Annotated in this window: 27 protein-coding genes; 20 read left to right on the plus strand and 7 right to left on the minus strand. The window is 61.3% G+C overall.

Annotation, left to right across the window (positions count from 1 at the left end):
* The 3 genes from L972_RS21205 to L972_RS19980 form a co-directional block, all read left to right on the plus strand.
* Positions 1 to 311, plus strand: a 311-nt coding sequence (locus tag L972_RS21205; RefSeq protein WP_047440612.1) for an ATP-binding cassette domain-containing protein, incomplete at its 5' end; no start/stop codon positions are given.
* A gap of 174 nt (positions 312 to 485) precedes the next feature.
* Positions 486 to 857, plus strand: coding sequence for an Rcs stress response system protein RcsF (gene rcsF, locus L972_RS19975; RefSeq protein WP_047440575.1), 372 nt, complete (start codon positions 486 to 488; stop codon positions 855 to 857).
* Positions 858 to 866: 9 nt separating this feature from the next.
* The gene (locus L972_RS19980; protein WP_047440577.1) at positions 867 to 1,253 is read left to right on the plus strand and encodes a DUF488 domain-containing protein; all 387 of its coding nucleotides are present in this window, start codon (positions 867 to 869) and stop codon (positions 1,251 to 1,253) included.
* A gap of 164 nt (positions 1,254 to 1,417) precedes the next feature.
* On the opposite strand, the gene L972_RS19985 is transcribed toward L972_RS19980, so the two are convergent.
* The gene (locus L972_RS19985) at positions 1,418 to 2,416 is read right to left on the minus strand and encodes an NAD-dependent epimerase/dehydratase family protein (protein WP_047440579.1); all 999 of its coding nucleotides are present in this window, start codon (positions 2,414 to 2,416) and stop codon (positions 1,418 to 1,420) included.
* A 212-nt stretch (positions 2,417 to 2,628) separates the two neighbouring features.
* Between L972_RS19985 and tsaA the strand changes: the two genes are divergently transcribed.
* Positions 2,629 to 3,333, plus strand: a complete 705-nt coding sequence (gene tsaA / locus L972_RS19990; protein WP_047440581.1) for a tRNA (N6-threonylcarbamoyladenosine(37)-N6)-methyltransferase TrmO — start codon at positions 2,629 to 2,631, stop codon at positions 3,331 to 3,333.
* A 288-nt stretch (positions 3,334 to 3,621) separates the two neighbouring features.
* Entirely contained in the window at positions 3,622 to 4,170 is a 549-nt protein-coding gene (locus L972_RS19995; RefSeq protein ID WP_047440583.1) for a cytochrome b, read from the plus strand.
* Between the two features lie 87 nt (positions 4,171 to 4,257).
* Here the strand turns inward: L972_RS19995 and L972_RS20000 are convergent, their stop codons facing one another.
* Entirely contained in the window at positions 4,258 to 4,938 is a 681-nt protein-coding gene (locus tag L972_RS20000) for a bactofilin family protein (protein WP_047440585.1), read from the minus strand.
* 199 nt (positions 4,939 to 5,137) lie between these two features.
* On the opposite strand from L972_RS20000, the gene L972_RS20005 reads away from it, so the two are divergent.
* The 5 genes from L972_RS20005 to L972_RS20025 all read left to right on the plus strand — a co-directional run bounded on the left by L972_RS20005 (position 5,138) and on the right by L972_RS20025 (position 8,743).
* Positions 5,138 to 5,812 carry a response regulator transcription factor gene (locus tag L972_RS20005; RefSeq protein WP_041201856.1) on the plus strand — a complete coding sequence of 225 codons (675 nt, stop codon included), beginning with the start codon at positions 5,138 to 5,140 and terminating at the stop codon, positions 5,810 to 5,812.
* The gene (locus tag L972_RS20010) at positions 5,812 to 7,197 is read left to right on the plus strand and encodes an ATP-binding protein (RefSeq protein WP_005338217.1); all 1,386 of its coding nucleotides are present in this window, start codon (positions 5,812 to 5,814) and stop codon (positions 7,195 to 7,197) included. The genes L972_RS20005 and L972_RS20010 overlap by 1 nt, the downstream gene beginning before the upstream one ends.
* Positions 7,198 to 7,389: 192 nt before the next feature.
* Entirely contained in the window at positions 7,390 to 7,869 is a 480-nt protein-coding gene (locus tag L972_RS20015; protein ID WP_230848197.1) for a TIGR00645 family protein, read from the plus strand.
* Positions 7,870 to 7,954: 85 nt separating this feature from the next.
* The gene (locus L972_RS20020; RefSeq protein WP_042052680.1) at positions 7,955 to 8,383 is read left to right on the plus strand and encodes an N-acetyltransferase; all 429 of its coding nucleotides are present in this window, start codon (positions 7,955 to 7,957) and stop codon (positions 8,381 to 8,383) included.
* 111 nt (positions 8,384 to 8,494) lie between these two features.
* Positions 8,495 to 8,743: a DUF3297 family protein gene (locus tag L972_RS20025; protein ID WP_005338226.1), complete on the plus strand. Its 249-nt coding sequence runs from the start codon at positions 8,495 to 8,497 to the stop codon at positions 8,741 to 8,743.
* Between the two features lie 127 nt (positions 8,744 to 8,870).
* Here L972_RS20025 and L972_RS20030 read toward each other — a convergent pair whose 3' ends face one another.
* On the minus strand, positions 8,871 to 10,148 hold the full coding sequence (locus L972_RS20030; RefSeq protein WP_047440587.1) for an NAD(P)/FAD-dependent oxidoreductase: 1,278 nt from the start codon (positions 10,146 to 10,148) through the stop codon (positions 8,871 to 8,873).
* A gap of 45 nt (positions 10,149 to 10,193) precedes the next feature.
* Positions 10,194 to 10,796, minus strand: a complete 603-nt coding sequence (puuR, locus tag L972_RS20035) for an HTH-type transcriptional regulator PuuR (RefSeq protein ID WP_047440589.1) — start codon at positions 10,794 to 10,796, stop codon at positions 10,194 to 10,196.
* Positions 10,797 to 11,209: 413 nt separating this feature from the next.
* Here puuR and L972_RS20040 point away from each other — a divergent pair, with 413 nt between their 5' ends.
* The 5 genes from L972_RS20040 to L972_RS20060 all read left to right on the plus strand — a co-directional run bounded on the left by L972_RS20040 (position 11,210) and on the right by L972_RS20060 (position 17,954).
* Positions 11,210 to 12,673 carry an NAD-dependent succinate-semialdehyde dehydrogenase gene (locus L972_RS20040; RefSeq protein WP_047440591.1) on the plus strand — a complete coding sequence of 488 codons (1,464 nt, stop codon included), beginning with the start codon at positions 11,210 to 11,212 and terminating at the stop codon, positions 12,671 to 12,673.
* 124 nt (positions 12,674 to 12,797) lie between these two features.
* Entirely contained in the window at positions 12,798 to 14,087 is a 1,290-nt protein-coding gene (gabT, locus tag L972_RS20045; protein ID WP_047440593.1) for a 4-aminobutyrate--2-oxoglutarate transaminase, read from the plus strand.
* Positions 14,088 to 14,453: 366 nt separating this feature from the next.
* A complete protein-coding gene (locus tag L972_RS20050; protein WP_047440595.1) occupies positions 14,454 to 15,803 on the plus strand; it encodes an APC family permease in 1,350 nt (449 codons plus the stop codon).
* Positions 15,804 to 16,341: 538 nt separating this feature from the next.
* Positions 16,342 to 16,608 (plus strand): hypothetical protein, encoded by a 267-nt coding sequence (locus L972_RS20055; RefSeq protein ID WP_021230505.1) that lies wholly within the window; start codon positions 16,342 to 16,344, stop codon positions 16,606 to 16,608.
* Positions 16,608 to 17,954, plus strand: coding sequence for an APC family permease (locus L972_RS20060; protein ID WP_021230506.1), 1,347 nt, complete (start codon positions 16,608 to 16,610; stop codon positions 17,952 to 17,954). The genes L972_RS20055 and L972_RS20060 overlap by 1 nt, the downstream gene beginning before the upstream one ends.
* A 94-nt stretch (positions 17,955 to 18,048) precedes the next feature.
* Here the strand turns inward: L972_RS20060 and L972_RS20065 are convergent, their stop codons facing one another.
* Entirely contained in the window at positions 18,049 to 18,423 is a 375-nt protein-coding gene (locus L972_RS20065; protein ID WP_005359057.1) for a hypothetical protein, read from the minus strand.
* 249 nt (positions 18,424 to 18,672) lie between these two features.
* On the opposite strand from L972_RS20065, the gene L972_RS20070 reads away from it, so the two are divergent.
* Both L972_RS20070 and L972_RS20075 read left to right on the plus strand, forming a co-directional pair.
* Entirely contained in the window at positions 18,673 to 19,821 is a 1,149-nt protein-coding gene (locus L972_RS20070; protein WP_042052672.1) for a sodium:phosphate symporter, read from the plus strand.
* 174 nt (positions 19,822 to 19,995) lie between these two features.
* The gene (locus L972_RS20075) at positions 19,996 to 20,466 is read left to right on the plus strand and encodes an FKBP-type peptidyl-prolyl cis-trans isomerase (RefSeq protein WP_005347462.1); all 471 of its coding nucleotides are present in this window, start codon (positions 19,996 to 19,998) and stop codon (positions 20,464 to 20,466) included.
* Between the two features lie 65 nt (positions 20,467 to 20,531).
* On the opposite strand, the gene ggt is transcribed toward L972_RS20075, so the two are convergent.
* A complete protein-coding gene (gene ggt / locus L972_RS20080) occupies positions 20,532 to 22,313 on the minus strand; it encodes a gamma-glutamyltransferase (RefSeq protein ID WP_047440598.1) in 1,782 nt (593 codons plus the stop codon).
* 191 nt (positions 22,314 to 22,504) lie between these two features.
* The gene (gene rdgC / locus L972_RS20085; protein WP_005347467.1) at positions 22,505 to 23,416 is read right to left on the minus strand and encodes a recombination-associated protein RdgC; all 912 of its coding nucleotides are present in this window, start codon (positions 23,414 to 23,416) and stop codon (positions 22,505 to 22,507) included.
* A 177-nt stretch (positions 23,417 to 23,593) separates the two neighbouring features.
* Between rdgC and L972_RS20090 the strand changes: the two genes are divergently transcribed.
* The 3 genes from L972_RS20090 to L972_RS22080 all read left to right on the plus strand — a co-directional run.
* The gene (locus L972_RS20090) at positions 23,594 to 24,022 is read left to right on the plus strand and encodes a GNAT family N-acetyltransferase (RefSeq protein WP_040065867.1); all 429 of its coding nucleotides are present in this window, start codon (positions 23,594 to 23,596) and stop codon (positions 24,020 to 24,022) included.
* Between the two features lie 103 nt (positions 24,023 to 24,125).
* The gene (locus L972_RS20095) at positions 24,126 to 25,352 is read left to right on the plus strand and encodes an exonuclease SbcCD subunit D C-terminal domain-containing protein (RefSeq protein WP_047440601.1); all 1,227 of its coding nucleotides are present in this window, start codon (positions 24,126 to 24,128) and stop codon (positions 25,350 to 25,352) included.
* Positions 25,349 to 26,696, plus strand: a 1,348-nt coding sequence (locus L972_RS22080; protein WP_047440615.1) for an AAA family ATPase, incomplete at its 3' end; no start/stop codon positions are given. The genes L972_RS20095 and L972_RS22080, both read left to right, overlap by 4 nt.

Genomic DNA, 26,696 nt, shown 5'->3' on the forward strand with positions numbered 1-26,696 from the left:
GCCCCCTCTCCGGTGGTGAGCGTCGCCGTATCGGCATCGCCCGCGCCCTGCTGCACGATGCGCCACTCTGGCTGCTGGACGAGCCGACCGAAGGGCTCGACAGTCAGACCGAGCGGGAGATCATGGATCTGCTGTTCAAGCTTGGAGCAGATCGCACCTTGCTGCTTATCTCCCACCGCCTGCTGGGGATGGAGCAGATGGACCGGATTGCCCTGATGGAAGAGGGACAGATCCGCCTCTGCGCCCCTCATGACGAGCTGCTGGGCGATGATTACTACCGCAGCCTCTATCAGCGACTGGCTCCTGTTTGATATCAGGCTGATATCAGCCTGATGGGGGTCACACCCCGACAACCGGGCGCAAAACGGGGCTGGTCGCCGCAGGCGGCTGGCCCCTATAATGTCCCCCTCATTATTCAACAAGATGCCGACATGGAGCGCCTGCGCATTTCTACTGTCCTCATCACCGACACAAGATACGAGACGATGAAACGCCTGATCCTGATGATGCCCCTGATTGCCTCCGGCTGTGCCAACTACGCCTTCAACAGCAATCTGGATAAAGAGAACTTCGACGAATACTTCAAACCCGGTAGCGTGCGCATCTATGAACAGGATGAGCTGGCTGACCTCAACTACCTCTACCTCGGCACTATCGAGGGTGAATCCTGCCAGGTCGATGCCAACCAGCCGGTGCCCAACGCAGGTGAAGCGCGCACCCTGGCCCGCCGCCGCGCGGCCGACATGGGTGGCAACGGCGTCACCATCGACAAATGCGCCGAGTTCAGCGACACCCCGGGCTGTCTGAAACAGGTGATCTGCTACGGGCAGGCGCTGAAAGTGGCCGAAGAGAAGTAACCCGCTGTCATGGCCCTCGCTATCGTTCGCCTTGGCAGCCCGCGCCTGCCCGATGAGGGGCTGCGGATCGGCACGGTGCGCCGCCCGCCCCGCGGCATACCCAAGAGCGAATTTGCCAGCCAGCATTGGTACGATGTCTGGTTCCCCAATCTGGCCCCCAGCAGCGAGACCATGAAGCTGGGGCAGGCAGCCGAGACACCGGCTCAGTGGGCGGCGTTTGGCAAACAGTACAAGGCCGAGATGGCGCCACCTGCCGCCAGGCATGATCTGGCGCTGCTGGCCGCCCTCTCACACACCACCAATCTGTCGGTGGGTTGCTACTGCGAGCAGGAGTCCCGCTGCCATCGCACCATATTGAAAGAGCTGCTGGTAGCCGCTGGGGCCGCCATCCGCTAACTCGGTGAGCGACAGCGATGGGACGGGGAATCGCGTCAGCCTGTATTCGGCAACCATCAGGCATGGATAGACAGAGAGGGCATCCCGCAGGATGCCCTCTCTCGTTGTGTTCACACCTGCCGCGCCACACTCGGCAGCAGCGGCACGATAAGCACGCCAATCTCTTATAACACGATGGGCTCCAGCAACTGCTGACGCAGCAAGTCCTCCTGGGACAGAGTCATGGCATGTTCCGCCACCCCGGCGGCAGGCTCGATGGCCAGCCAGTGGGCAAGGTCGGCGGCGGTCTCCTCCAGCGGCCGGAAGTTCAACCCGTGGACGATGGCCGCCTCGGCGCTTATAGAGCCGTAACCGGCAAACTCCGCCTGCGCGCAGGGCAAGAGGGTGGGATAGCTCTGCCAGGGCTCAATTCCGGCCGCCATCAGGGTCGACCAAGGCAGCCACTCGGGCAGGATCGGGCGGGCGGGCTGCAACCGGGCGCTCAGCCGCTCCAGCCAGTCGCAGAGGGTAATGCCGGGTTTGAGCAGGTTGAATATGCCCCCCAACTGCTGCTCGGCCGCGCGCAACACAAACTCGGCGCAGTCGCGCACATCGAGATACTGCAAGCGATCCTCGCCACTGCCCGGCAGCAACCAGGGCCCGCCCTGCTGCACCCGCTTAATCCACCAGGCCATGCGCCCGGTAGGATCATGGGGGCCGCACAACACGCCCGGGCGCAGGATGCAAAGCCGCTCACCCCAGCGGGCGCGATACTCCTGCTCGCACAACACCTTAAGGGGGCCATAGTCAGTGGGCATTTCACCTTCGGGGATAGCATGCAGCGGCGCCGACTCATTCATCCCAGGCATTGAGAAATCGCGATAGACGCTGATGGTGGAGATAAAGATCAGCCGCGCGCAGCGCCCGAGCAAAGCTGCCGAGAGGCTCGCCGCCTGCTCAGGGCGATAGCAGCAGGTATCGATGACGAGATCCCACTGCAACCCGGCCCCTTGCAGGGCGCTCAGGCTCTTGTCCCTGTCACCGGTGAGCTGCACCAGATCGCGCCAGTCCGGATGCTGGTGCAGGCCACGGTTGAACAGAGTCACTTCATGGCCCCAATCCAGCGCCAGCGCGGTGAGGTGGCGCCCCAAAAAGCCGGTGCCACCGATAATCAGCAATTTCATCCCTCTCCCTCCCCCTTCGGCGCGAGTGCGCACATTTCATCCTGACACGCCAATGCCTCCACCCTACGCAACTTGGCGTGCGGGCACAGCCCCCGACTGGCCGGGATGGGACAGGGATCACGGCAGCGCCGTAGAAATTGGCGTAATGAGGCCAAGCCTGCGTTTTGGGGCCGCCTGTGCTAAATTGCCGGGGTTTTCAGTCAGGATCCGCCATGAAGTTCGAAATCGACACCCTCGGGATCATCCGCTCTCCCTACAAGGAGAAGTTCGCCATCCCCCGCCAGCCCGGACTGGTCAAATCGGCCCGCGCCCGCCTCGAGCTGCTCCCCCCTTACGATCAGCCGGATGTGCTGCGCGGCATCGAGCAGTTCTCCCATCTGTGGCTAAGCTTCGTCTTTCACCAGACCATGGCGCAGGGCTGGCACCCGACGGTGCGCCCGCCGCGCCTTGGCGGCAACGAGCGGGTCGGCGTCTTTGCCACTCGCTCCACCTTCCGCCCCAATCCGCTAGGTCTCTCGGTGGTCGAGCTGCACGGGATTGGTCGCGAGCGGGGCAAGCTGTGGCTGGAGCTGGGGGCGGTGGATCTGCTCGATGGCACCCCCATCGTCGATATCAAGCCCTACATTCCCTATGCCGACAGCCTGCCGGATGCCCGTGGCGGTTTTGCCCCCGACGCCCCCACCCCGCCGCTGGCGGTGAGCTTCAGTGCCGAGGCCGAGCAGCAGTTGCAACCCTGGCTCAAGGCCCATCCCGAGCTGCGCCAGCTGGTGAGCGAAGTGCTGGCGCAAGATCCGCGCCCCGCCTACAAGAAGGGCAAGCCCGATGAGAAGGAGTACGGGGTGCGGCTGTTTGACTGCAACGTCCGTTTTCGCATCAGCGAGCCGGATTGCTTGGTGCTGGCCATCGAGCCTGCCTGAACCTGGGCGGGCTGACATCACTGATGCTATTTCACGCCTTCTTCACGTCACAAGGGGCTTAATGAGCCTGTAAATTGTGTGGCATTGATCAGACTATCCCCCCGGTTGCCAGTGATACCATGCAGACAGCAGAGGGCATCTCCTCTCTGACTGAGGCCAGCCGCAGGCTGCCGGTTGATGGCAAGCATGGCAGCCAGCCTGTTGCCGCCAAAGGATCTGGCCTCGCTCCGACACGTTTGAGTGCGGGGATACCACACGGATGTGACAGCACTTCGAAGGAACAAACCTATGCTGATGAACAGTGAACAACGTTATGGCACCCTGAATATCGGGCTGCACTGGCTGACCCTGTGGGCCATGATCGCCGTCTACGCCCTGATCGAATTTCGCGATATCTTCCCCAAAGGGGACCCTGGCCGGGATCTGATGAAGGAGTGGCACTTTATGCTGGGGCTGCTTATCTTCGCCCTGGTGTTTGTCAGACTGGCCCTGCGCTGGATGAGCCCGACACCGCGTATCGTGCCCGAGCTCTCCCCGATCATGCACAAGCTGGCAAAACTGGCCCACTTCGCCCTCTACGGTTTTCTCATTCTCACCCCGCTGTTTGGCTGGCTGCTGCTGAGCGCCGCGGGCAAGCCCATCCCCTTCTTCGGGCTTGAGCTGCCTGCCCTGCTTTCCCCAAGTCCGGATCTCAAGGGGCTGATCAAGGAGGTGCACGAGACGCTGGGCAATATCGGTTACGCCCTGATAGGCCTGCACACGGTGGCGGCCCTCTATCACCACCATATTCTCAAAGACAACACCCTCACCAATATGCTGCCGCCGCGCCGCAGCTAACGGGTAACAAAGAAATGCTGAGGGGGCCATCGTGGCCCCCTCTCTGTTTTCCTGAACCACCGTCATCTGCACCGCTGGCAAACGGCATCACGCCTGCTTGGCCAGCTCCTCGGTCGGCTTGCCTTTCGGCTCGTGCGGCAGCTTTTTCACATTGTTCTTGCTCTCCGGCTGCTTGCTCCCGGACGAACTGTTTTCAGACAAGGCTTGCAACACGGGCTCGGCCTTGCCGGCCACGGTGGGCTGGGACTGGCCAACAAAGTTGCCGCCCTTGCAGATGGAGAGACTGCCCCCCTTGAAGATCCCCTGCATCTTGCCGCTCTCCAGGATCTCCACCTCGGCAGAGGTACAGGTGCCTTCCAGCAGACCATTGATGATCACGTGGGGCGCACTTACCTCTCCCTCAACGCTACCGCCCTCCATGATGCGCAGCACACCACCGATGAGCTGGATGGTGCCATTGATCTGACCGCGCACCTCCAGATCCCCCTCCACCTGCAACTCGCCCTTGAAGCGGGCCCCGGCTGCAATCACGGTGGCGCCGGCCGACCCAGTAGCCGCACCACCTTTGTTTCTTCCAAACATCCGTACTCTCTCCACCAACCACACAAGCAGAACCAGCGGCATCGGCGCCACTGGCCACAGAAAACAGGGCGACCCCAGCACGTAGAGCAGCAAGGCTGCCCCCCAGCAGAGCCAGACAATATAGAGGAGATCGCTGCGCTCACGCTGTTGCAGTCGCGTCAGCAGCCTCCCGGCCATCTCTCTCATCACACCAAACCTTTCGCAACATGGCTGCCGACCAGCAGGCCATCGACAACCCGGACCATGGTTAAACGACCAGTTGGCGCGAACTCTGAAGTCCCGCTGATTCAGTCCCGATACAGCCGGGATGCATTAGGATTCGAATTGACTCGAAGCGACATACACTTTCTAATTGACAGCCTGGATCCCTATGACCGCTCACATCATGAAAATTCTGTTGGTCGAAGACGACAAGCTGCTCAATCACCACCTCTCCTCTCTGCTGACCGAAGCCGACAATCAGGTCTACAGCACCGACCAGGCCGGGATTGCACTGCACTACGCCGCCGACTATCCCATTGATGTGGCCATCATCGACCTCGGTCTGCCCGATATGGACGGCCTGCAACTGATCCGGCAACTGCGCGAACGGCAGATCCCCTTCCCCATCATTGTGCTGACCGCCCGTGGCAACTGGCAGGACAAGGTCGAAGGACTGGAAGCGGGTGCTGATGACTATCTGGTCAAACCGTTCCAGAAAGATGAGCTGCTGGCCCGACTCAATGCGCTGGTGCGCCGCAGCGCCGGTTTTATCTCGCCCAGGGTGAAAGCCGGTGATTACGAGCTGGATCTCTCCCGCAAGGAGCTGACCATCGCCGGTGAAGTGGCGGTGCTCACCAGCTTTGAATACCTCATTCTGGAGTACCTGATGCGCAATGCCCGTCAGGTGGTCTCCAAGCAGCAACTGCTCGACCAGCTCTACGGTGACGGCGAAGGGGACCCCAACACCATCGAGGTGATGGTAAGCCGCCTGCGCAAGAAGCTGGATCCGGAGGGGACGATTCAACCCATCTCCACCATCCGGCGTCAGGGTTATATCTTCAACCTCTCCTGTAACTGATGCAGTTTCATCTGCCGCGCCCCATCAAGATGATCCGCAGCTCACTGCACATCAAACTGCTGCTCAGCTCGCTGCTGGTCATCGCGCTGATCATGGGGTTTGCCGTCTACGCCCTCTATCTTGGTCACGTCGAGGAGCAGACCCAGAAGGCCAGCGCCCGGATGCAGGAGAACCTGGCCAAGTTGTTTTCCTCCACCGAGCCGGATGACAAGGGGTCGAACGTCGAGCTGGGGCGGATATCCCGCGGTGCGGGGGATCGCAACCTCGATACCCTGATCTGCCGCGCCGATGGCGATCTGGTCTGGTCGAGCCTCCATATGCCGGAGGTGATCAAGGCCAAACAGACCATTTGCGGCGATCTGATGAAGTATCTGGGGGGGATGGACCTCGACTACTTCTTCAAGAAGCACACCATCAAGAACGGCGAGAGCTACTTCGTCTACAGCTTGCGGTTTATCCGCAATCCCGGCAGCGGCACCACCGCCTACTACGTGGTGATGATCGACTCGGCCAAACGCTATCACGAAGAGTCCCGCACCTACCTCTACCAGACCGCCAAACAGGCGCTGCTCGCCTATATGCTGCTGGCCGGGCTACTGCTGCTCACCACCTTCTGGAGCCTCAGCTCACTGCGCACCATCGCCCGTCAGATCGACGATATCCGGGCCGGCAAGCGCGATGACCTCTCGAGCGATTTTGAGCGGGAGCTGGCCCCGCTGACCGACTCCATCAACCAGTTGCTGGAGAACGAACGCCAGCAGACCCAGCGCTACCAGCACGCCCTCAACGATCTCGCCCACAGCCTGAAAACCCGGCTGGCGCTGATCCAGATCACTACCCGCGAAGTGAAGCTGGGGCGGGAGATCCACGACAACATCAACGAGCAGATCCTCACCATGGATCAGATGATCCAGTATCAGCTCAGACGGGCCGTTACCGGCCGCCAGCGCCTTGCCAGCAAGGGCACCGAGCCGGTGCCGCTGATTGAAAAACTGCTGGCCAGCCTGACCAAGGTCTATCGCCACAAAAAGCTGCAAACCCACTTCAAGTTCGATGATGACGCTCTCTTTCACGGCGAACAGGGTGACTTGATGGAGCTGATGGGTAACCTGCTCGACAATGCCTGCAAGTTTGCCATCAGCGAAGTGAAGGTGACGGTGCGCCGCCATCTCGAGCGGCTGCGCATCGAAGTGGAAGATGATGGCCCGGGTATCGATCCGGCCAAATCGGAGCAGATCTTCCAGCGCGGCGTGCGGGCAGACAGTTCACCCGGTCAGGGCATAGGTCTGGCAGTGGTGACCGAAATCGTCCACAGCTACGGCGGCCAGATCCGGGTCGATGAATCCCCCCTCGGCGGCGCCCGCTTTACACTGGACCTTCCCTGACACCGGATAGGCCCGACCACGGGCCCTCTGCCACCCGCAGCACTGCCCTACCCAGGGTTAAAAACTCCTGCCTGACACCACCCAATTCAGCAATATGCTATCGAGATGCTTGAGATGTGAGGCATCTCGGTTAAGCTATGGCCGACTCGTTTGTTAACCATTTGATGGACCTGTAATCGCACTATGGAAAACATGTTTGAAAGATTGATGTACGCATCCCGCTGGATCATGGCCCCCATTTATCTTGGGCTCAGCCTCATACTGCTGGCACTGGGAGTGAAATTCTTTCAGGAGATCCTCCATATCCTGCCCAACATACTGGAGATGAAAGAGGTGGATCTGGTGCTGGTCACACTGTCGCTGATCGATATCACCCTGGTGGGGGGACTTATCGTGATGGTGATGTTTTCCGGCTATGAGAACTTCGTCTCGCGCCTCGATGTCGGGGATGAGGGCGACAAACTGGTGTGGCTCGGCAAGCTCGATGCCGGCTCTCTGAAAAACAAGGTCGCCGCCTCCATTGTCGCCATCTCCTCTATTCACCTGCTCAAAGTGTTTATGAATGCCGAAAACCTCCCCAACGACAAGATCAAGTGGTACCTGCTGATCCACATCACCTTTGTCCTCTCGGCCTTCGCCATGGGCTACCTCGACAAGCTGACCCGCAAATAGGAGTCAGCCTGCGATAAACGATATGCCCGATAACACGACATGGAGCGGGCATATCGTGCGACCACTCTTCACAGTCGAGGCCACTATGATCCGTCCATTATTAACAACCGATCTGGATGTCGCCGTCGAGCTCTGGTATCAGGCATCGGTAAAAGCCCACGACTTTATTCCCGCCGCCTTTTGGCATGAGCAACGGGCAGCGATGCGGGACATCTATCTGCCCGCCAGCAAGAGCTGGGTCTATGAGGAGGATGGACAGCTACTGGGCTTTATCTCCTGGTATCAGGGGTCTGTTGCCGCCCTGTTTATCTCCCCAGATCACCAATCACACGGGCTGGGTCGCCAACTGCTCGAATACCTCAAAGCCCAATATGACCGGCTCGAGTTGACGGTCTACGCCGAAAATGAGCAGGCGCGGCGCTTCTATTCCCGCAACGGTTTCAAAGAGGGTGAGCAGCAGTTGTGCGAGCATAGCGGCCACCCCGAGTTGGTGATGCATTGGCAACGGGGATAAGCGGAGCGCCAACATAGATGGCCGCCCGCCTTGGCCGGTATTGGGCCGCCTTGAATGCCATGGCGGCATTCTCTACAATGACCCACTTTTTATTCATTTCGGGTTATATCGATGAGCGATACCAGCACCAAACCGGCTCTGCCGGATCACCTCTCCTGCAATCCCCGCAGCCCTCACTATGTGGCCGCCTGCTTCGAGCACCCGATCGGTATTCGCCTGAACGGCAAAGAGCGCACCGATGTCGAGGAGTACTGCATCAGCGAAGGTTGGGTGAAGATCCCCTCCCCCAAAGCGCTGGATCGCCGTGGTCAGCCCATCCTGATCAAGCTCAAGGGCACCGTTGAAGCCTTCTACAGCTAATCAGCGCGCTGCTGCTTGATAAACAACAAGGCCACCCTCGCGGTGGCCTTGTTGTTTCCGGTATTGGTGCTGGCGTCAGCGTTATCTAAGCGGCACCCACCAGCCCACATTTCTCGCTGGGTAGCTCTTATACCCCCAAGCGGTCGCGCAGGGTGTACCAGGCGGCGCCCGCAGCGGTGAAGGGGATGCGGAACAGGCGGCCACCCGGGAAGGGGTAGTGCGGCAGTTTGGCAAAGGCATCGAAGCGCTCGGCCTGACCGCTCAGCACCTCGGAGAGCAGCTTGCCCGCCAGATGGGTACAGGTGACACCGTGGCCGCTGTAGCCCTGCATGTAGTAGATGTTGGGGCCGATGCGACCAAACTGCGGCAGCCGCGACAGGGTGAGCAGGAAGTTGCCAGTCCAGGTGTACTCCACCTTGACGTCGGCCAGCTGCGGGAAAGTCTTGAGCATCTTGGGGATGATCAGCCGCTCGATATCCGCCGGATCCCGCGCCCCATAGACCACGCCGCCGCCATAGAGCAGCCGGTGATCGCCGGAGGTACGGTAGTAGTCGAGCAGGTAGTTGCAATCCTCCAGACAGTAGTTCTGCGGCAGCAGTGAACGGGCCCGCTCCTCTCCCAGTACCTCGGTGGCGATCACCTGGGTACCGCAGGGCATGCTCTTGCTGGCCAGTTCCGGCACCAGATTGCCGAGGTAGGCATTGCCCGCCACCACCACAAAGCGCGCCTTCACCGCCCCCTTGGCGGTCTTGACCAAGGCTGGCTGCCCCGGGGTGATACTGGTGACGGCGGATTGTTCGAAGATCAGCCCACCCTGGATGCGGATGGCTTCAGCCTCCCCCAACGCCAGGTTGAGGGGGTGGATATGACCGCCGCTCTTGTCGAGCAGGGCGCCGACATAGCGATCGCTCGCCACCACCTCGCGCACCCCCTTGGCATCGAGCAGCTCCAGCTGGTCGTTGCCCCACTTCTGCCAGCGGGCGTATTGGGATTTGAGCTCGTGCAGCTGCTTCTCGGTCTCGGCGGCAAAGACGCCCCCCTCCTGCAGATCGCACTGGATGTTGTAGCGCTTGATCCGCTCGCGGATGATCTGTCCCCCCTCAAACAACATGGAACCGAGCAGCCTGGCCTGATCCGGCGGGCAGTTCGCTTCTATGGTGTCGATGTCGCGGCTGTAGGAGTTGACGATCTGGCCACCGTTGCGGCCGCTGGCGCCAAAGCCGACACGGGCTGCCTCTAGCACCACCACCTTGTAACCCTTTTCTACCAGATGCAGGGCGCTGGAGAGGCCGGTATAGCCCGCCCCGATGACGCAGACATCGCACTCCAGCTGCTCGGTCAGTGTCGGATAGGGCGCGTGTTTATTGGCGCTGGCTGCGTAGTAACTGTTTACATGTTCGGTCATGATCCCTGTTTCCTTACCGGTTCGGTTGCCAAACTACTGTCAGGATTAAAAGCTCGCCGGGGTGTGGGCGCTGACGATGCGACAGGTCTCCCCCGACGGATTGCTGAAGCTGTGGGGCTCGCCGGTGTCGATCACATAGCTGTCGCCCGCCTCCAGCTGATAACTCTGGCCCGCCACCGTCAGGATCACCGACCCCTCCAGCACAGTGCCGACCTCCTCCCCCTGATGGGTCACCTGACCGCCGGTGTCGGTGCCGGGGGGATAGGTCTCCAGCATAAAGCCGAGCTGGCGGCGGTTGTTGCCGTTGTGCACCAGCTTGAGGGAGACCCCCTGACTGCCCAGCTCGATCAGCTGATCAGCCTTGATCACCACCTCCGGAGTGCGGCTCTCCTCCTCGGCGAAAAAGCGCGACAGCGGCAGGCCATAGATGGTGAGCAGCTTTTGCAGGGAGGCGACCGAGGGGCTCACTTTGTCCTGCTCGATCATGCAGATGGCGCCATGAGTCAGGCCGCTCAGCTCGGCCGCCCGCCGCTGTGAGAGCCCCAGCTGATGGCGCACCGCCGCCAGCCGTTCCCCCATGGTGCGCGCCCCGGCGTCAGCCCCACTCAACGGTCGAGCCACGCCTTCCCGGCTCTGTGGCCCGCTCATGACAAGCCCCCTGCTGCGCCATGTCTGCATCCTTGCATCATCAGCCTCTCCTGCTTGCGCGTGATCGCATCGGATCAGGCGCTGCCTGTTTACCCTGCTGGTTAAAATAGCCGACCAGCTTTCCCTTGCCGTTCACTATGTTACACAGCAAAACCGTTCATTATTTTGTACACCTGATTTACCATCCCCCGGTCGTCTGCCCACTTACAGCCTGCAAGCGAACCGGAGAAAGCGCGCTACACAGCCCATTTTCTAGCATGGCGCCCCCCAGCAATTCAAATATATTTAACACTTGAAAAACATTTCAGCTCAAATTATGGTCTTCCTGTGCTTATTATTTTATACGGCAGCGGCGCAGGAAGGGTCGGCTCACTCCGGCAACCAGCTGCTCTGACCCACACTCGAGGCTTCTCATGTCAGGAACAACATCCCACTCCAGCTTGATCACATCCCGCGCCTATATAGATGGACAGTGGTGCGAGGCCGCCAGCGGCCGCACCTTCGAGGTCACCAACCCCGCCAGCGGTGCCGTCATTACCCAGGTGCCCGACATGGATGCCGAGGATACCCGCCGCGCCATCGCGGCCGCCCACGCGGCGCAACCCGCTTGGGCAGCGCTGACCGCCAAGGAGCGCAGCAACAAGCTCTACGCCTGGTTTGCCGCCATCACCGCCCACAGCGACGAGCTGGCCCGCATCATGACCTGCGAGCAGGGCAAGCCGCTGGCGGAAGCAAAGGGCGAGGTGGCTTACGGCGCCAGCTTTATCCAGTGGTTCGCCGAGGAGGGCAAGCGCGCCTATGGCCGCACCATCCCGGGCTTTAGCGGTGATCGCCGGTTGGCCACCATCAAGCAGCCGGTGGGCGTGGTCGCCGCCATCACTCCGTGGAACTTCCCCATTGCCATGATCACCCGCAAGGCGGGCCCGGCGCTGGCCGCCGGTTGCACTATCGTCATCAAGCCCGCCGCAGAAACCCCGCTCTGCGCGCTGGCACTGGCCGCCCTGGCCGAGCAGGCGGGGATCCCCGCCGGTGTCATCAATATCGTCACCAGCCATCAGGCGAGCGCGGTGGGCAACGAGCTGTGCAGCAATCCGGTGGTGCGCAAGCTCTCCTTCACCGGCTCCACCCGCATCGGCAAGCTGCTGATGCGCCAGTGCGCCGACACCATGAAGAAGCTATCGCTGGAGCTGGGTGGCAACGCCCCCTTTATCGTCTTTGACGACGCCGACCTTGATGCCGCGGTGGCCGGGGCGCTCGCCTCCAAATACCGCAACGCCGGGCAGACCTGCGTCTGCGCCAACCGGATTCTGGTGCAGGCCAGCGTCTATGACGCCTTCGCCGAGAAGCTGACTGCCGCCGTCAAGGCCTTCAAGGTGGGAGATGGTATGGCGGAAGGCACCCAGATCGGCCCGCTTATCAACCCGGCTGCCGCCAGCAAGGTGGCCGAGTTGGTGCAACAATCGGTCGCCAGCGGTGCCGAAGTGCTGCTGGGAGGGGAAGCCCACCCCGCCGGCCCCCTCTTCTACCGCCCCACCATTTTGGGCAAGGTGGATAAAACCAACCCCATCCTGCAGGAGGAGATCTTCGGCCCGGTCGCCCCGCTGGTGCGCTTCGAGACGGAAGCTGAAGCCATCGCGCTGGCTAACGATACCCCTTATGGGCTCGCCGCCTACTTCTATGGCCGCGATATCGCCCGTGTCTGGCGCGTCGCCGAGCAGCTTGAATACGGCATGGTCGGCATCAACGAGGGGATCATCTCGACCGAGCTGGCCCCCTTTGGCGGGATCAAGGAGTCGGGGTTGGGCCGGGAAGGGGCCGCCGAGGGGCTGGAGGAGTATCTGGAGACCAAATACCTCTGCTTTGGCGCCATTCGCTAGGGCAGCAACAGAGAGACAAGGCGCCGCCGATCTGGCCCGATGGGCTGATCGGTGGTGATGGGCGCCAAAACGCCTGCCACATTTTCAGGGAATATCGGGGGCTGCGGCCCCTCAGGGAGGAAAGATGAGTCAGTCAGAATCAAACAAGGCGTGGCAAGCGCGCCGCGAAGCGGCCGTGGTCAACGGCGTCGGCACCCTGCTGCCGGTCTTCATCGACCGGGCGCAAAATGCCGAGTTGTGGGATGTGGAGGGCAACCGCTACATCGACTTTGCCTCCGGTATCGCCGTGCTCAATACCGGCCACAACCACCCGAAAGTGGTGGCGGCGGTGCGTGAGCAGCTGGAAAAGTTCAGCCACACCTGCTTTCAGGTCACCCCCTACCCCGGCTATATCGAGCTTGCCGAGAAGCTCAATGCCCTGGTACCCGGCCCGACCCCGAAGCGCACCCTGTTTCTCTCCACCGGTGCCGAAGCGGTCGAGAACGCCATCAAGATTGCCCGCGCCCACACCGGGCGCAGCGGCACCATCGCCTTCAAGGGGGGCTTTCACGGTCGCACCATGATGGGCATGGCGCTCACCGGCAAGGTGGTCCCCTACAAGACCGGCTTTGGCCCCTTCCCGGGCGAGGTCTACCACATCCCCTTCCCCGCCGATTATCTCGGGGTGAGTGAAGAGGATGCCCTGCACGCCCTCGAGCTCTGCTTCAGCGCCGACATAGAACCCTCCCGCGTTGCCGCCATCATTATCGAGCCGGTACAGGGCGAAGGGGGCTTCTATCCCGCCTCCCCGAGCTTTATGCAGAAGCTGCGCAGCGTCTGCGACCAGCACGGCATTCTGCTGATTTGCGACGAGATCCAGAGCGGTTTTTGCCGCACCGGCAAGACCTTCGCCACCGAGTATGCCGGTATCGAGCCGGACATCATGACGTTGGCCAAGAGTCTGGCTGGCGGCTTCCCCCTTTCAGCCGTGGTGGGCAAGGCGGAGATCATGAACTCGGCCAAGCCGGGTGGTCTGGGTGGCACCTATGCGGGATCCCCCATTGCCTGCGCCGCCGCGCTGGCGGTCTTGCAGGTGATCGACGAGGAGAAACTCAACCAGAAAGCGCTGGATCAGGGGGAGCAGATCAAGGCGGGGCTGGAACGCATAGCCGAGCGTTTTGACTGCATAGGTCAAATTCGCGGCCCCGGTGCCATGGTGGCCATGGAGCTGGTGAAACGCCGTGATGCCAGCCAGCCCGATCCCGACCTCACCAAACGTCTGGTGGCCGAGGCGGGCAAACGCGGTCTGGTCCTGCTCTCATGCGGGGTGCGCGCAAATGTCATCCGTTTTCTCGCCCCCCTGACAGCCCCTGCGGCAGTGATTGACGAGGGGTTGCAACTCCTTGAAAAATCACTGGAGGCCGTGCTGGCCTGACCAGCAGGAAAGTGACCACTTACCTGTGCAAATAAATGCAATTTTGCCCCCTTTTTTTCTTGTCAAGGGGGCCCTGCAAATGCACAATGCGCCGCCACTGAAAGAACCGATGTAAAACAATGGCATCGGTTCTTTTTTAGACAGTGAACACACCCATAAACGAGGCCGGATCACCCCCGGAAAAGATAGCGAGATTGGCAGCAGTCTCCCGACACCAAGTCTAGTGAGGAACAACATGGGGCATCTCAATGCTTTCCAACCGGCCATGGCCGGTGTGCGCCGCCCTGGCGCCCTTGATTCCCGGGCCTCTCTCCCGGTTTCGTTGATGGACCGTGCCACTCTGGCACTGCATGAGGAACATGCATAATGGCGGCCCAGCAGGTTGGTCTGAAAAAGACCCTCAAACTGTGGCAGGTCGTGGTTATGGGACTGGCGTACCTCACCCCCATGGCGGTGTTCGACACCTTCGGCATCGTTACCGAAATCACCGAAGGCCATGTGCCGACCGCCTACCTGTTTGCCCTCATCGGCATGCTGTTCACTGCCCTGAGCTACGGCCATCTGGTGCGCAAGTTCCCGTCGGCTGGCTCCGCCTATACCTATGCCCAGAAGGTGTTTCACCCCTATGTCGGCTTTATGGTGGGCTGGACCTCCCTGCTCGACTACATGTTCATGCCGATGATCAACATGCTGCTGGCCAAGATCTATCTGGAAGCCCTCTTCCCGAACGTAGAGCCCTGGACCTATATCTTCGGTCTGGCGGCGGTGATGACCGCCCTCAACCTGCGCGGCATCAAGCTAGTGGCCAACTTCAACAGCCTCATCGTCGTCATGCAGTTCAGCATCATCGCCATCTTCATCGGCCTGATCGCCTGGGGCGTGCACAACGGTGAAGGGTTGGGGACCGTGACCAGCAGCCGTCCCTTCTTCTCCGAGCAGATCCAGGTATCGCCGCTGTTGATGGGGGCCTCCATCCTCTGTCTGTCGTTCCTCGGTTTTGATGCCATCAGTACCCTGTCGGAAGAGACCCCGGACGCGGATCGGGTGATCCCCCGCGCCATCGTGCTGACGGCGCTGATCGGCGGTGTGCTGTTCGTCACTACCTCCTACTTCCTGCAGCTCTACTTCCCGGACATCTCCCGCTTCCAGCATCCGGATGCGGTATTGCCGGAGATCGCCCTCTATGTCGGCGGCAAGCTGTTCCAGGCGGTGGTGCTGGTCTGCACTACTGTGGCGGTGCTGGCCTCGGGGCTCGCCTCCCACGCCGGTGTATCGCGACTGCTCTACGTGATGGGTCGTGATCGCGCCCTGCCTGCCCGCTTCTTCGGCTACATCCATCCGAAGTGGCAGACCCCGGCGTTCAACGTGCTGCTGGTCGGCCTGCTGGCCCTCTCTGCGGTGTCGCTGGATCTGGAGATGGCGCTGGCGCTGATCAACTTCGGCGCCCTGGTGGCCTTCACCTTCGTCAACCTGGCGGTGATTGCCCACTTCTATGTGAAGCTGGGCCGCAACAAGTGTCTCAAGGACCACCTGATGTACCTGCTGCTGCCGCTCTGTGGCGCCGCCTGCATCGGGGTACTGTGGCTCAACCTCGAGCCCTCCTCCTTCGAGCTGGGGCTGATCTGGGCGGCGCTGGGGGCCATCTACCTGTTCCTGCGCCTCACCGTGTTCCGCATCCCGCTGCATACTGCCGACAAGGTGGAGATCGCCCAGTAACTACTGGCGCCCCTCTCCCCGATAGAGAACAAGGAGCCTGCGGGCTCCTTGTTGTTTTTGCGATGCTCTGGTTGCCAGCTGCACGGGTTGCCAGAAATGCGGTTTCTGCAGGAAGTGTGACTGATTTCAAATAACTACCCAGCCGGGCTGCTCGCCGGGCCATGGCTCAAGCCGCGTTGCCTTCTATCCTCAGTCATTAATGTGAATGGATATGCAACCTCTCTTTTTCCACTTCACCCCCTCCCATCCCCCGCCAGCCGATAAGCTCGCTGGACTCGAGCCCGGAGGAACGCCGGCAAATATGATCAGGATCAATGTTGAGGCGCTATGCACCCTGCAGCCCCGATTTGCCGATTTTTCATACGCCACGACAGGGTTCTCTCCCCCCCCGAAAAAGGGGGAGCGGCTCGGGGACGGCTGCAGGGGGCGAGTGACCACTTACCTGCCCCGTGCGTATGCAAAAAAATGCGTTAATCCGCCCTTTTTTGCTTGTCAAGGGGGCTGACCGAATGCACAATACGCCGCCAATAAAGGACCGATGTTCACTGCGACATCGGTTTTTGTATTTTTGAAGTGCAGTACAAACCCACCACAAGAGGCCGGAACGTTTCCGGAAGTGATATTCGAGATTGCCAAACAATCTCCCGACGTTGAGAGGATAACAATGGGGCGTTTTAATGCTTTCCTGCCGGTACAGCCCGGTATGCGCCTCCCCGGCGCCCTTGATGTACAGGCTTGCGAATCCATCGTATCCCTGCGCTCGTTGCAAGCACGTGCTGCGGCACTGATTGAGGAGAAAGCGTAATGGCATCGCAAAACGCCAAGCTGCTCAAGACCCTTACCCTGACACAAGTGATTGTGATGGGTCTGGCCTATCTGACCCCCATGGCTGTCTTCGACACCTTCGCCATCGTCGGTGACATCACCGATGGCCGGGTCGCCACCGCCTATCTGCTGGCTCTGGGTGGCATCCTGCTCACCGCTTTCAGCTACGGCCATCTGGTACGCAAGTTCCCCTCTGCGGGCTCTGCCTATACCTATGCCCAGAAGGTGTTCAACCCCTACGTCGGTTTCATGGTCGGCTGGTCATCCCTGCTCGACTACATGTTCATGCCGATGATCAATATTCTGCTGGCCAAGATCTACCTGACCGCCATGTTCCCGGGCGTCGAGCCCTGGGTGTTCATCTTCGGTCTGGTGACCGTGATGACCTTCCTGAACCTGCGTGGCATCAATCTGGTCGCCAACTTCAATGGTCTGATCGTGGTGATCCAGCTGGCCATCATCACCCTCTTTATCGGCCTGATGGCGTGGGGCATCTACCACGGTGAAGGGGCTGGCACCCTGATGAGCAGCCGTCCGTTCCACTTCGAGTCAGCACAGCTGGTACCGCTCTTTACCGGTGCGACCATTCTCTGCTTCTCGTTCCTGGGCTTTGACGGTCTGAGTTCCCTCTCCGAAGAGACTCCGAACGCCGGCAAGGTGATCCCCAAGGCGATCGTGCTGACGGCCCTTATCGGCGGCATCATCTTCGTGGTGGTCTCCTACTGCCTGCAGCTCTACTTCCCGAGCCTTGCCCGCTTCCAGCATCCGGATGCGGTACTGCCGGAGATCGCCCTCTACGTTGGCGGCACCTTCTTCCAGTCCGTGGTGCTGGTCTGCACCACCGTGGCGGTACTGGCCTCCGGCATGGCTGCTCACGCCGGTGTGTCGCGCATCCTCTACGTGATGGGTCGTGATCGCATGATCCCGGAGCGGGTGTTTGGCTACATCCACCCGAAATACCGCACTCCGGCCATCAACGTGCTGATGGTGGGCGGTCTGGCCCTCTCCGCCGTGTCGTTTGATCTGGATACAGCGCTGGCACTGGTCAACTTCGGCGCACTGGTGGCGTTCAGCTTCGTCAACCTGTCGGTGATCGGTCAGTTCTGGGTGCGCGAGAAGCGCAACAAGACCCTCAAGGATCACGTCATCTACCTGTTGATGCCGCTGCTCGGCGCCGCCACCATAGGTGCTCTGTGGATAAACCTGGAGCAGAGCTCCCTCGAACTGGGCCTGATCTGGGCTGGCCTCGGCGCAACCTATCTGTTCCTGCGTCTGGCGGTGTTCCGCATCCCGTTCCGTCAGTACGAGGAAGCAGCTGACGCCTGATCCTTTGCGGATAACGGATAGACAGAAGGGGAGCCATGGCTCCCCTTTTTGCTGCCGGTCTGTGGCCGGTCACACGGGCTTGGGCCCGGTCTGCTTACTGCTTATCCAGTACGGCGGTCGCCGCAGCCTTGAGCGGATCGCGAGCGATGGTCTTGGCATCCTGCTCCGCCTTGTGCAACTGCTGGTTTGCCTTGTCCATCTTCTGCTGCATACCGTTGCCGCTCTCCTTGAGGTCGGCACGCTTCTCGCCCAGCAGGTCGTTGCGGCCTTTTTGCACCTCGGCTTTCACCTTCTCTTTCTCCTGCTTCACCAGCTTGCTGGTATCACAGTTGCCCTTGACCCCCAGAGTGGCATTCACCGCTTCGTTTTTTAGGGCCTTGTCGAGGTTGCAGTCGGTTTTCAACAGGCTGGCCTGTGCCCCTGCCGAGAGCAGCCCCAGCGACAGAGAGAGGATCCATGCACGCATCATCTTGTTTACTCCTGCTTGCCAATAAAGGGGCGCAGTGTAGCGATCACGTCCCGGCTGGCAAGACGGCAGTGCTTTCGCCCCCCCTTTTGCTACCCCTGAGCCAACCGACTCGGTCAGCGCCTGTCGCCGCAGTTCGTCGTCATAAAAACATCATCGAAATGTCACGTTGTCATATTTCTGTCATTAACCATTGATTAAATGCGCGGGTCATCAACAACCCAAGACGGAACGACCGTCTCAAGAGGCTTTATGCAACACCATCACTCCTTGTCACAGCCGCCCGCGACCCGCGCCCTGTTCAACTGGATGAGTGTCATCGTACTGGTCTACCTGATCCTGGTTGCCGTGGGCGCCATCTCCCACGGCTTCAAAGATTTCTCCGGCGGCGCCGAGGGCGCAGCCCAGATCTTCGCCTTTGCCAACAACCCCTTTGTCGCCCTGCTGCTGGGTATTCTCGCTACCGCGCTGGTGCAATCCTCCAGCACCGTCACCTCGGTGATCGTTGGTCTGGTGGCTGGCGGCCTGCCCATCAGCATGGCCATCCCCATGGTGATGGGTGCCAACCTCGGCACCACCATCACCAACACCATCGTCTCCATGGGCCATGTGCGGGATCGCGCCGAGTTCCGCCGCGCCTTCGCCGCCGCCACCGTGCACGACTTCTTCAACCTGCTGGCGGTGTTCATCTTCCTGCCGCTGGAACTGATGTTCGGTCTGCTGCAACACAGCGCCGAGTGGCTGGCCAACCTGCTGGTAGGCTCCGCCAACATGTCGATGAAGGGCATGGATTTCATGAAGCCGCTGACCGCACCGGCCCAGCAGCTGATTGACAGCGCCGTTGCCTTCCTGCCGGGCAAGGGTGCCGCCATCGCGACCATCATCATCGGTATCCTGCTGATCCTCGCTTGCGTCACTTATCTCGGCAAAGTGCTGCAACAGGTACTGGTTGGCCGCGCCAAAGAGGTGCTGCACAAGGCGCTGGGCCGTGGCCCGCTGACCGGCATCACCTCCGGTGCGCTGGTGACCATCATGGTGCAGTCCTCCTCCACCACCACCAGCCTGATGATCCCGCTGGCCGGCGGCGGTGTGTTCAGCACCCGTCAGCTCTACCCCTTCACCCTGGGGGCCAATATCGGGACCACCATCACCGCCCTGCTGGCTGCCACCGCCATCAGTGGAGCCGGTGCCCAGCTGGCCCTGACCATCGCGCTGGTCCACGTGCTGTTCAACCTCTTTGCCGTGGTCATCATCTATGGCATCCCCTTCCTGCGCGACCTGCCGGTACGCGCCGCCGAGGGGCTGGCACGGGTCGGCAGCGAGAACAAGCTGCTGGCTCTGGGTTATGTGGCGGGTCTCTTCTTCGCCCTGCCCGCCCTGATGATGGTGGCCGCCAAGTAAGCGCCGCCGCCATGACGAGGGGCGAGTCACCGACTCGCCCCTTTTTGCGTCTGCGTCTCCGAGCTTTGCCTGCCCGCTCACATCCTCCCGCCCTGTGGCTCGCCATCAGGGGCGGTGCGCGATAAGATGGCGTCCTCATTGCACTTTTTACATTTCATGGAACAGGAAAAACCGATGAAATTCATACTGATCGCACTGCTCATCGCCGGTGTGGCCTACTACTTCTACTCCAGCAGCAACAACAAGAAGCTGGCGGCCGACAACGTGCGAATTGGCGCCGAGTTCCTCGCCAGCAACAAGGAGAAGCCGCTGGTGACCACCACCGCCTCCGGCCTGCAGTACGAAGTGCTGACCCCGGGCACTGGCACCGTTCACCCCACCGCCACCAGCAAGGTGAAGGTGCATTACGAGGGCAAGCTGCTGGACGGCACCGTCTTTGACAGCTCGGTTGCCCGTGGCGAGCCCATCGAATTTGGCCTCAATCAAGTGATCGCTGGCTGGACCGAAGGGGTGCAGCTGATGGTGGAAGGTGAGAAGACCCGTTTCTACATCCCTGCCAACCTCGCCTACGGCGACCGCGCCGCTGGCAAAATCCCGCCGGGATCAGTCCTGATCTTTGATGTGGAGCTGCTGGGTATCCAGTAACTCGCTCTGCCATGCACCATCAGCAACAAGGCCAGCATCATGCTGGCCTTGTTGCTATGGGAACCTCACTCCCCCTTGGCGATCCCTTCCCGGCGCGGATCCGCTGCGCCAAACCAGCCGCCAGCGTTGCGCTCAACCCCCTGCAGGCCGGAGGTCTGCTCGTTCAATACCACTTCGTGTCCCTTCGCCTTCAATCCCTCGACCACCGACATGGGGGTGCGTCCCGCTTCCAACTCGGTGGGGCCGTTGCGGCTGCCAAAGTTGGGCAGGTTGATGGCCTGTTGCAGGTTCAGGCCCCAATCCTGGGTGCCGAGCAGGGTCTTACCCACGTAGTTGATGATGGCGGAGCCCCCCGGCGAGCCCAGCGTCATGGTCAGCTCGCCACTTGGCTTGTCAAACACCAGCAGGGGTGACATGGAGGAGCGGGGCCGCTTGCCCGGCTCCACCCGGTTTGCCACCGGCAGACCGGCGGCATCCACCGAGGTGAAGGAAAAATCGGTGAGCTGGTTGTTGAGCAGGTAGCCGTTGACCATCTGGCGCGATCCGAAACCATCCTCGATGGAGCTGGTCATGGAGATGGCCATCCCCGCCTTGTCGACAATCGAGACATGGCTGGTAGAGGGGAGTTCGGGGGTCGCATCCTTGCCGCGCGCCAGCGCCAGCGGCGGCGTACCGGGCTTGGCAATCCCCATGGAGTGCTGACCGACAAGTTTGCCGCGCTCGGCCAGATAGCCCTTGTCCAGCAGCCCCTTCACCGGCACGCTGACAAAATCGCTGTCGGCGACGTACTGGTTGCGATCGGCAAAGGCCAGACGCGCCGCTTCACTGTAGAGGTGGATGGCCTCGCTGGAGGCAGCCAGTTCCCCCTCCTTCGTGGTGATCGGCTTGAGGGCTGCCATATCGCGGCTCTCCAGCATGCCGAAGATCTGGCCGAGCGCCAGGGTGCCGGACGAGGGAGTGGGAAAGCCGCAGATCTTGCTCTGGCGATAGTCAAAGCAGAGGCCATCCCGCAGTTTGGCCTGATAGCTGGCCAGATCGGTGGCCGCCAGTACTCCGGGATTGGTGGGATGCTGGCGTACCTTGGCCACCATGGCATCCGCCAGCGTCCCCCGATAGAAGGCATCCGCCCCCTCTGTGGCCAGAGTGCGCAGCACCCTGGCCAGCGCCGGGTTGGTCAGCCGGGTGCCCGCCGTTTTGGGGCTGCCATCCGCCTGATAGAAGTAGGCTCGCGCCTGCGGATCCCGTGCCAGATAGGGATCCTTGGCCAGCAATGTGGCCAGCCGTGGACTTATCACAAATCCTTGTTCTGCCAGCGTGATGGCGGGCTCGAACAGCGCAGCCCAGGGCAGCTTGCCATAACGCTGATGGGCCAGTGCCAGAGCGCGCAGGGTGCCGGGAACGCCGACCGAGCGACCCCCGACCACCCCGTCATAAAACGCCAGCGGCTTGCCATCTTGCATAAACAGCTGGTCGGTGGCGGCAGCCGGCGCCGTCTCGCGGCCATCCACCGCACTCACCTTGTGGCCATCCCACACCAGCAGCAGCGTCCCGCCACCGATCCCGGAAGATTGCGGCTCTACCAGCGTCAGCACCAGCTGCACCGCAATGGCGGCATCGACGGCACTGCCACCGGCCTTGATGATCTGGTAGCCCGCATCCACCGCCAGCGGGTTGGCGGCCGCCACCATGAAGTCATGGCCCTGCCAGCCCTGTTTGTCGGTCCAGCCACTGGCGGCTTCGGGTGCGATCAGGGTCTGGGCTGGCGGGGTGTAGTGAAAGCCGTTGTCACTGGCACAACCGGCCAGCAGGGCAAGGGCGACAGCCAGCCCCAGAGGTTTGCGCAACATGACACTCTCCTTGTCTGTTTTATGACCATGAAGAGGGACTATGTCACGATTGGCGCTGATAGCTCAAGTTATTGAACAAGATCAATATCTTACTCATCTATCAATAATGGCTATCCGTAACAGATATAAAAAAACCGCCCGAAGGCGGCTTTTACGATGGGATGGCAGAGGCCAAACAGGCGCAAGTCCGGTTAGATGGACTGCTCTTCGCCACCCAGGGCGGCAAACAGCGCCGGGATAAACTGGGACAGCTCAGCGGTGACCAGGGCGAAGTCCGCATCCAGACGGGCGGCCGGATCTTCGCTGGTGACGTCGTCGTTCTGCTCGCGCAGCTCTTCGCTGAATTTCAGGCGCTTGATGGAGAGATCATCCCCCAGCACGAAGCTAACGGTCTCGCCCCAGTTGAGGGCCAGCTTGGTCACCAGCTTGTCGTTGGCCAGGTGGTTCTTGATTTCATCCGTCATCAGATCCTGCTGCTTGCAGCGGATGATGCCACCGTGCTCCATGGCACTGCGCAGCTCGGCTTCATCTTCCAGGGTGAACGAAGCAGGCAGGTTGCCCTCGTTCAGCCACTCGGTCATGGTGATTTCGGGCGGGTTCTTGAGGGCCACCGGCACCACCGGCAGGGAGCCGATGGATTTGCGCAACAGTGCCAGCAGATCGTCCGCCTTCTTGGCAGAACCTGCATCCACCACCATCAAATTGTCGGCCGGATTGATCCAGGCGAAGGTCTGGCTGGTACGACTGAAGGCACGGGGCAGCAGGGTGTGGAGGATCTCCTCTTTCAGCGCCTCCTTCTCTTTCTTCTTGAGGGCGCGTCCCTGTTCGAACTCGATCGCCTCTACCTTCTCGGCCAGCATCTCCTTGACCACGGTACCGGGCAGCATCTTCTCCTCTTTGCGGGCGCAGATGAGGATGTGGCCGGAGGCAGAGTGGGTCAGGGTTGAGCCGAATTTGCCAAGGGGCTTGACCCACCCGAAACGGGAGATGTCCTGACTGCCGCAAGGGGTGAAGGCACAGGCTTCCAGCTGGGTTTCCAGCTGATCCACGGTCAGGTCAAAGGGGCGGGTAAAGCGATAAATCTGCAGGTTTTTAAACCACATGGCGTCCTCGGTCTCTAGATTGTCCGGCGGGCATTGTACTAGAGAGGCGCTTTGTGATCAGCCAATCATTCTCGCTAAATAAAGGGCGATCGACCTCACAGGGTCTCATTTATGTCACCTGTTTGTTCATCAAGTTCTCCTAGACTGCGAAAGTAAATTGTTAATAAGGATGAAGGTATGTTGCGGCCCAGTCGCCCGGAAGACATGGAAGAGATCGTCGAAATCTGGTTGCTGGCCTCCCTGCAGGCCCACGATTTCGTCGATGCCTCCTGCTGGTGGCAGGCCCAGGAGGATCTTCGTACCCGCTATCTCGATCGCGCCGCCATCTGGGTGTTCGAGGAACGCGGCGATTTGCTCGGTTTCATGGCGATGGTGGACAACTATCTCGCCGCCCTCTTCGTACGCCCCGACCGTCAGGGCCGCGGCGTCGGCCACGCCCTGCTGCAGGAGGCCAAGCGTCAGGGGGCGTCGCTCCACGCCCGGGTCTTTGTCGAGAATGATCAGGCGGTGCGTTTCTATCGCCGCCACGGCTTTGTCATTGAGGCCGAGGAGTCCGATCCCCTCACCGGCCACCCCCAATACCGGATGTGCTGCGAACCTGCCTGAATCGATGCCAGCCCCCTGTTTTACTTGAAAAAAGCACGGGGCATCCTCATCTTGTCTCCATCGGGTGCCACAGGCACCGTCCCTGCAACCGGGCTGCTTTCCAATGAAAATCCTCCATACCGCCGATTGGCACCTTGGCCATCAACTCCATGGTCATGACCGCCGTTTTGAACACGATGCCTTTCTCAACTGGCTGAGCGACACCCTCAAGGCGCGCGAGATCGACGCCCTGTTGGTGGCGGGTGATCTGTTTGATACCGCCAATCCCCCCGCCAGCGCCTGGCAACAGCTCTACCGTTTTCTGGCGCGGCTGCGCGCCGAGATGCCCCAACTCAACATGGTGCTGATCGGCGGCAACCACGACTCCCCCTCCAAGCTCGATGCCCCCCACGAGCTGCTGCGAGCCTTTGATCTGCATCTGGTGGGCAGTATCAGCCGCGACAGTGAGGGCAAGCTCGAGACCGACCGCCTGCTGGTACCGCTGCAAGACCGGGAGGGCAAGATCGCCGCCTGGTGCGCCGCCGTGCCGTTCCTGCGCAGTAGTGACCTGCGGGTAGAGTCGTTGGAAGAAGGACAAGACAGGCTGATCGAAGGGGTTCGACAGGTCTACGCCGAGGTACTGGCCGAAGGGCGCGCCCGCTGCGGGGAGGATCTGCCGCTCATCGCCATGGGCCACGCCTATCTGGCGGCGGGCCAGCTCTCGGAGCTGTCGGAGCGGCGGGTGCTCGGCGGCAACCAGCACGCCCTGCCTGCCGACCTGTTTGCCGGTGCCGACTACACGGCGCTCGGTCACCTCCATCTGGCCCAGAGCCCGGCCGAAGGGGTGCACTACAGCGGCTCGCCGCTGCCGCTTTCGCTTGCCGAAGCGAACTACAACCATCAGGTGCTGGAAGTGACCTTTGCAGAAGGCAAACTGACCGGATTGGAGCGGATCCCGGTGCCACGCGCGGTGGAGATGATCCGCCTGCCCCAGAGCACCCTCGACGACGCGCTGAACGCCATCGCATCGCTCGAGCTGCCTGCTTGCCCACAAGAGGCACAACCCTTCCTCGAAGTGCGGCTGCTGCTGCCCAAGCCCGAGGCCCGCATCCGCGAACGGATTCTGGCGGCCATCGCAGACAAGCCGGTACGCCTGGCCCGCATCAGCACCCAGTATCAGGGCTCGGGAGAAGGGCTGGCCGATGGTCGCGAGCGGCGCAGGCTCGATGAACTCTCCCCCACCGAGGTGTTTCGCCTCTGCTATCAGCGCCAGTTCGAGGGGGAACCCGAGGCCAAGTTGGTTGCCTCGTTTGAAGAGGTCCTGGAGCAGGTGAAGGAGTCAAACCAATGAAAATCTTGTCTCTGTCAGGTGAGAATCTGGCCAGTCTGACCGGCCCCTTCACCATCGACTTTACCAGGGGGGCGCTCGGCGCCGCCGGTCTGTTTGCCATCACCGGCAATACCGGCGCGGGCAAGAGCACATTGCTCGACGCCATTTGTCTGGCCCTCTACGACGAGATGCCGCGCTTTATCGCCAATCGCAAGAACGTGGCCGAAGTGGGTCGCATGGATGATGAAGAGAAGCTCAAGGCCAACGACGTACGAGGCATCCTCAGTCGCGGCCACGCCAGCGGTTTTGCCGAGGTGCAGTTTCGTGGCTGTGATGGCCGCATCTGGCTGGCCCGCTGGGCGGTGCGCCGGGCGCGAAACCGCTCGGAGGGACGTTTTCAGGCGCAAGAGCGCACCCTGACCGATGTGGAGTCCGGGCAAGTTTTCTCCGGCAGCAAACGGGAGCTGCAGGATCGCATCGACGAGCTGGTGGGCCTCTCCTGGGAGCAGTTCCGCCGCGCGGTGATCCTGCCGCAGGGGGAATTTGCCGCCTTCCTCAAATCGGATGCCAACGAGCGCTCCGCCCTGCTCGAACGGATGACCGGCACCGAACTCTACTCCGCCATCTCCATCCAGACCTATGAACGGGCGCGGGAAGAGCAGCAGAAGCTGGCCACCATCGCCCAGCGCCTCGGCGACGTGGCACTGATGGACGAGGCCACCCGCGAACAGTGGGTAAGCCAGCAGGTGAGCCTCTCCACCACCCTCAAGCACGAGCAGCAACAGCAGCAGCTGATGCAGGACTTGCGCGACCTCAACAGCCGCATTGCCGCCCAGTTGCAGGGCTGCGCCGAGGGACAGGCGGCGCTCGATGCCGCCCTGCAGGCCCACGGCGCCGCGGCCCCCGAGCGTGAGGAGTTTGCCCGTGCCGAACAGGCCCAGGTAGCCCGCGCCGATCACGACGAGCTGGCCCGCCTCACTCTGGAAGTGCAGCAGCAGGAGAAGGTGATCGCCGAGCTGGGCCCGGAGCTGGCCAAGCTCGAAGAGCAGACCCAGCAGAGCGCGCTGACCGAACAGCAGTTGCTGGCGGAGAAGATCGCCGCCGAGCGGGAATGGGGTGCCCTGCAACCCGAACTCAAGCGGGCACAAGAGCTCGATACCCGCATCAGGGAGAAAGTGCAACAGTTGCAGAAGATCCAGCAAGAGGGGGCACAGGAGCGGGAAGTGCAACTCACGCTGGAGCAAGGCTGGCGCGAGCAGAGCCGACAGGTGGAACTGCTCAAGCAGCAGCACCAACAGTGGGGCCTTTGGCTCGAAGAGCACAAGGAGCTGGCACCGGTGGCCCGCCAGTGGCAGCCCCTGCTCA

The organism is Aeromonas sp. ZOR0001 (assembly GCF_000801015.1).
Taxonomy (GTDB): domain Bacteria; phylum Pseudomonadota; class Gammaproteobacteria; order Enterobacterales; family Aeromonadaceae; genus Aeromonas; species Aeromonas veronii.

What these genes read in the sequence shown, in the direction of transcription:
- rcsF (WP_047440575.1), top strand. Translation starts at nt 486, where the DNA reads ATGAAACGCCTGATCCTGATGATGCCCCTGATTGCCTCCGGCTGTGCC.
- L972_RS19980 (WP_047440577.1), top strand. Translation starts at nt 867, where the DNA reads ATGGCCCTCGCTATCGTTCGCCTTGGCAGCCCGCGCCTGCCCGATGAG.
- L972_RS19985 (WP_047440579.1), bottom strand. Translation starts at nt 2,416, where the DNA reads ATGAAATTGCTGATTATCGGTGGCACCGGCTTTTTGGGGCGCCACCTC.
- tsaA (WP_047440581.1), top strand. Translation starts at nt 2,629, where the DNA reads ATGAAGTTCGAAATCGACACCCTCGGGATCATCCGCTCTCCCTACAAG.
- L972_RS19995 (WP_047440583.1), top strand. Translation starts at nt 3,622, where the DNA reads ATGCTGATGAACAGTGAACAACGTTATGGCACCCTGAATATCGGGCTG.
- L972_RS20000 (WP_047440585.1), bottom strand. Translation starts at nt 4,938, where the DNA reads ATGAGAGAGATGGCCGGGAGGCTGCTGACGCGACTGCAACAGCGTGAG.
- L972_RS20005 (WP_041201856.1), top strand. Translation starts at nt 5,138, where the DNA reads ATGAAAATTCTGTTGGTCGAAGACGACAAGCTGCTCAATCACCACCTC.
- L972_RS20010 (WP_005338217.1), top strand. Translation starts at nt 5,812, where the DNA reads ATGCAGTTTCATCTGCCGCGCCCCATCAAGATGATCCGCAGCTCACTG.
- L972_RS20015 (WP_230848197.1), top strand. Translation starts at nt 7,390, where the DNA reads ATGTTTGAAAGATTGATGTACGCATCCCGCTGGATCATGGCCCCCATT.
- L972_RS20020 (WP_042052680.1), top strand. Translation starts at nt 7,955, where the DNA reads ATGATCCGTCCATTATTAACAACCGATCTGGATGTCGCCGTCGAGCTC.
- L972_RS20025 (WP_005338226.1), top strand. Translation starts at nt 8,495, where the DNA reads ATGAGCGATACCAGCACCAAACCGGCTCTGCCGGATCACCTCTCCTGC.
- L972_RS20030 (WP_047440587.1), bottom strand. Translation starts at nt 10,148, where the DNA reads ATGACCGAACATGTAAACAGTTACTACGCAGCCAGCGCCAATAAACAC.
- puuR (WP_047440589.1), bottom strand. Translation starts at nt 10,796, where the DNA reads ATGAGCGGGCCACAGAGCCGGGAAGGCGTGGCTCGACCGTTGAGTGGG.
- L972_RS20040 (WP_047440591.1), top strand. Translation starts at nt 11,210, where the DNA reads ATGTCAGGAACAACATCCCACTCCAGCTTGATCACATCCCGCGCCTAT.
- gabT (WP_047440593.1), top strand. Translation starts at nt 12,798, where the DNA reads ATGAGTCAGTCAGAATCAAACAAGGCGTGGCAAGCGCGCCGCGAAGCG.
- L972_RS20050 (WP_047440595.1), top strand. Translation starts at nt 14,454, where the DNA reads ATGGCGGCCCAGCAGGTTGGTCTGAAAAAGACCCTCAAACTGTGGCAG.
- L972_RS20055 (WP_021230505.1), top strand. Translation starts at nt 16,342, where the DNA reads ATGTTCACTGCGACATCGGTTTTTGTATTTTTGAAGTGCAGTACAAAC.
- L972_RS20060 (WP_021230506.1), top strand. Translation starts at nt 16,608, where the DNA reads ATGGCATCGCAAAACGCCAAGCTGCTCAAGACCCTTACCCTGACACAA.
- L972_RS20065 (WP_005359057.1), bottom strand. Translation starts at nt 18,423, where the DNA reads ATGATGCGTGCATGGATCCTCTCTCTGTCGCTGGGGCTGCTCTCGGCA.
- L972_RS20070 (WP_042052672.1), top strand. Translation starts at nt 18,673, where the DNA reads ATGCAACACCATCACTCCTTGTCACAGCCGCCCGCGACCCGCGCCCTG.
- L972_RS20075 (WP_005347462.1), top strand. Translation starts at nt 19,996, where the DNA reads ATGAAATTCATACTGATCGCACTGCTCATCGCCGGTGTGGCCTACTAC.
- ggt (WP_047440598.1), bottom strand. Translation starts at nt 22,313, where the DNA reads ATGTTGCGCAAACCTCTGGGGCTGGCTGTCGCCCTTGCCCTGCTGGCC.
- rdgC (WP_005347467.1), bottom strand. Translation starts at nt 23,416, where the DNA reads ATGTGGTTTAAAAACCTGCAGATTTATCGCTTTACCCGCCCCTTTGAC.
- L972_RS20090 (WP_040065867.1), top strand. Translation starts at nt 23,594, where the DNA reads ATGTTGCGGCCCAGTCGCCCGGAAGACATGGAAGAGATCGTCGAAATC.
- L972_RS20095 (WP_047440601.1), top strand. Translation starts at nt 24,126, where the DNA reads ATGAAAATCCTCCATACCGCCGATTGGCACCTTGGCCATCAACTCCAT.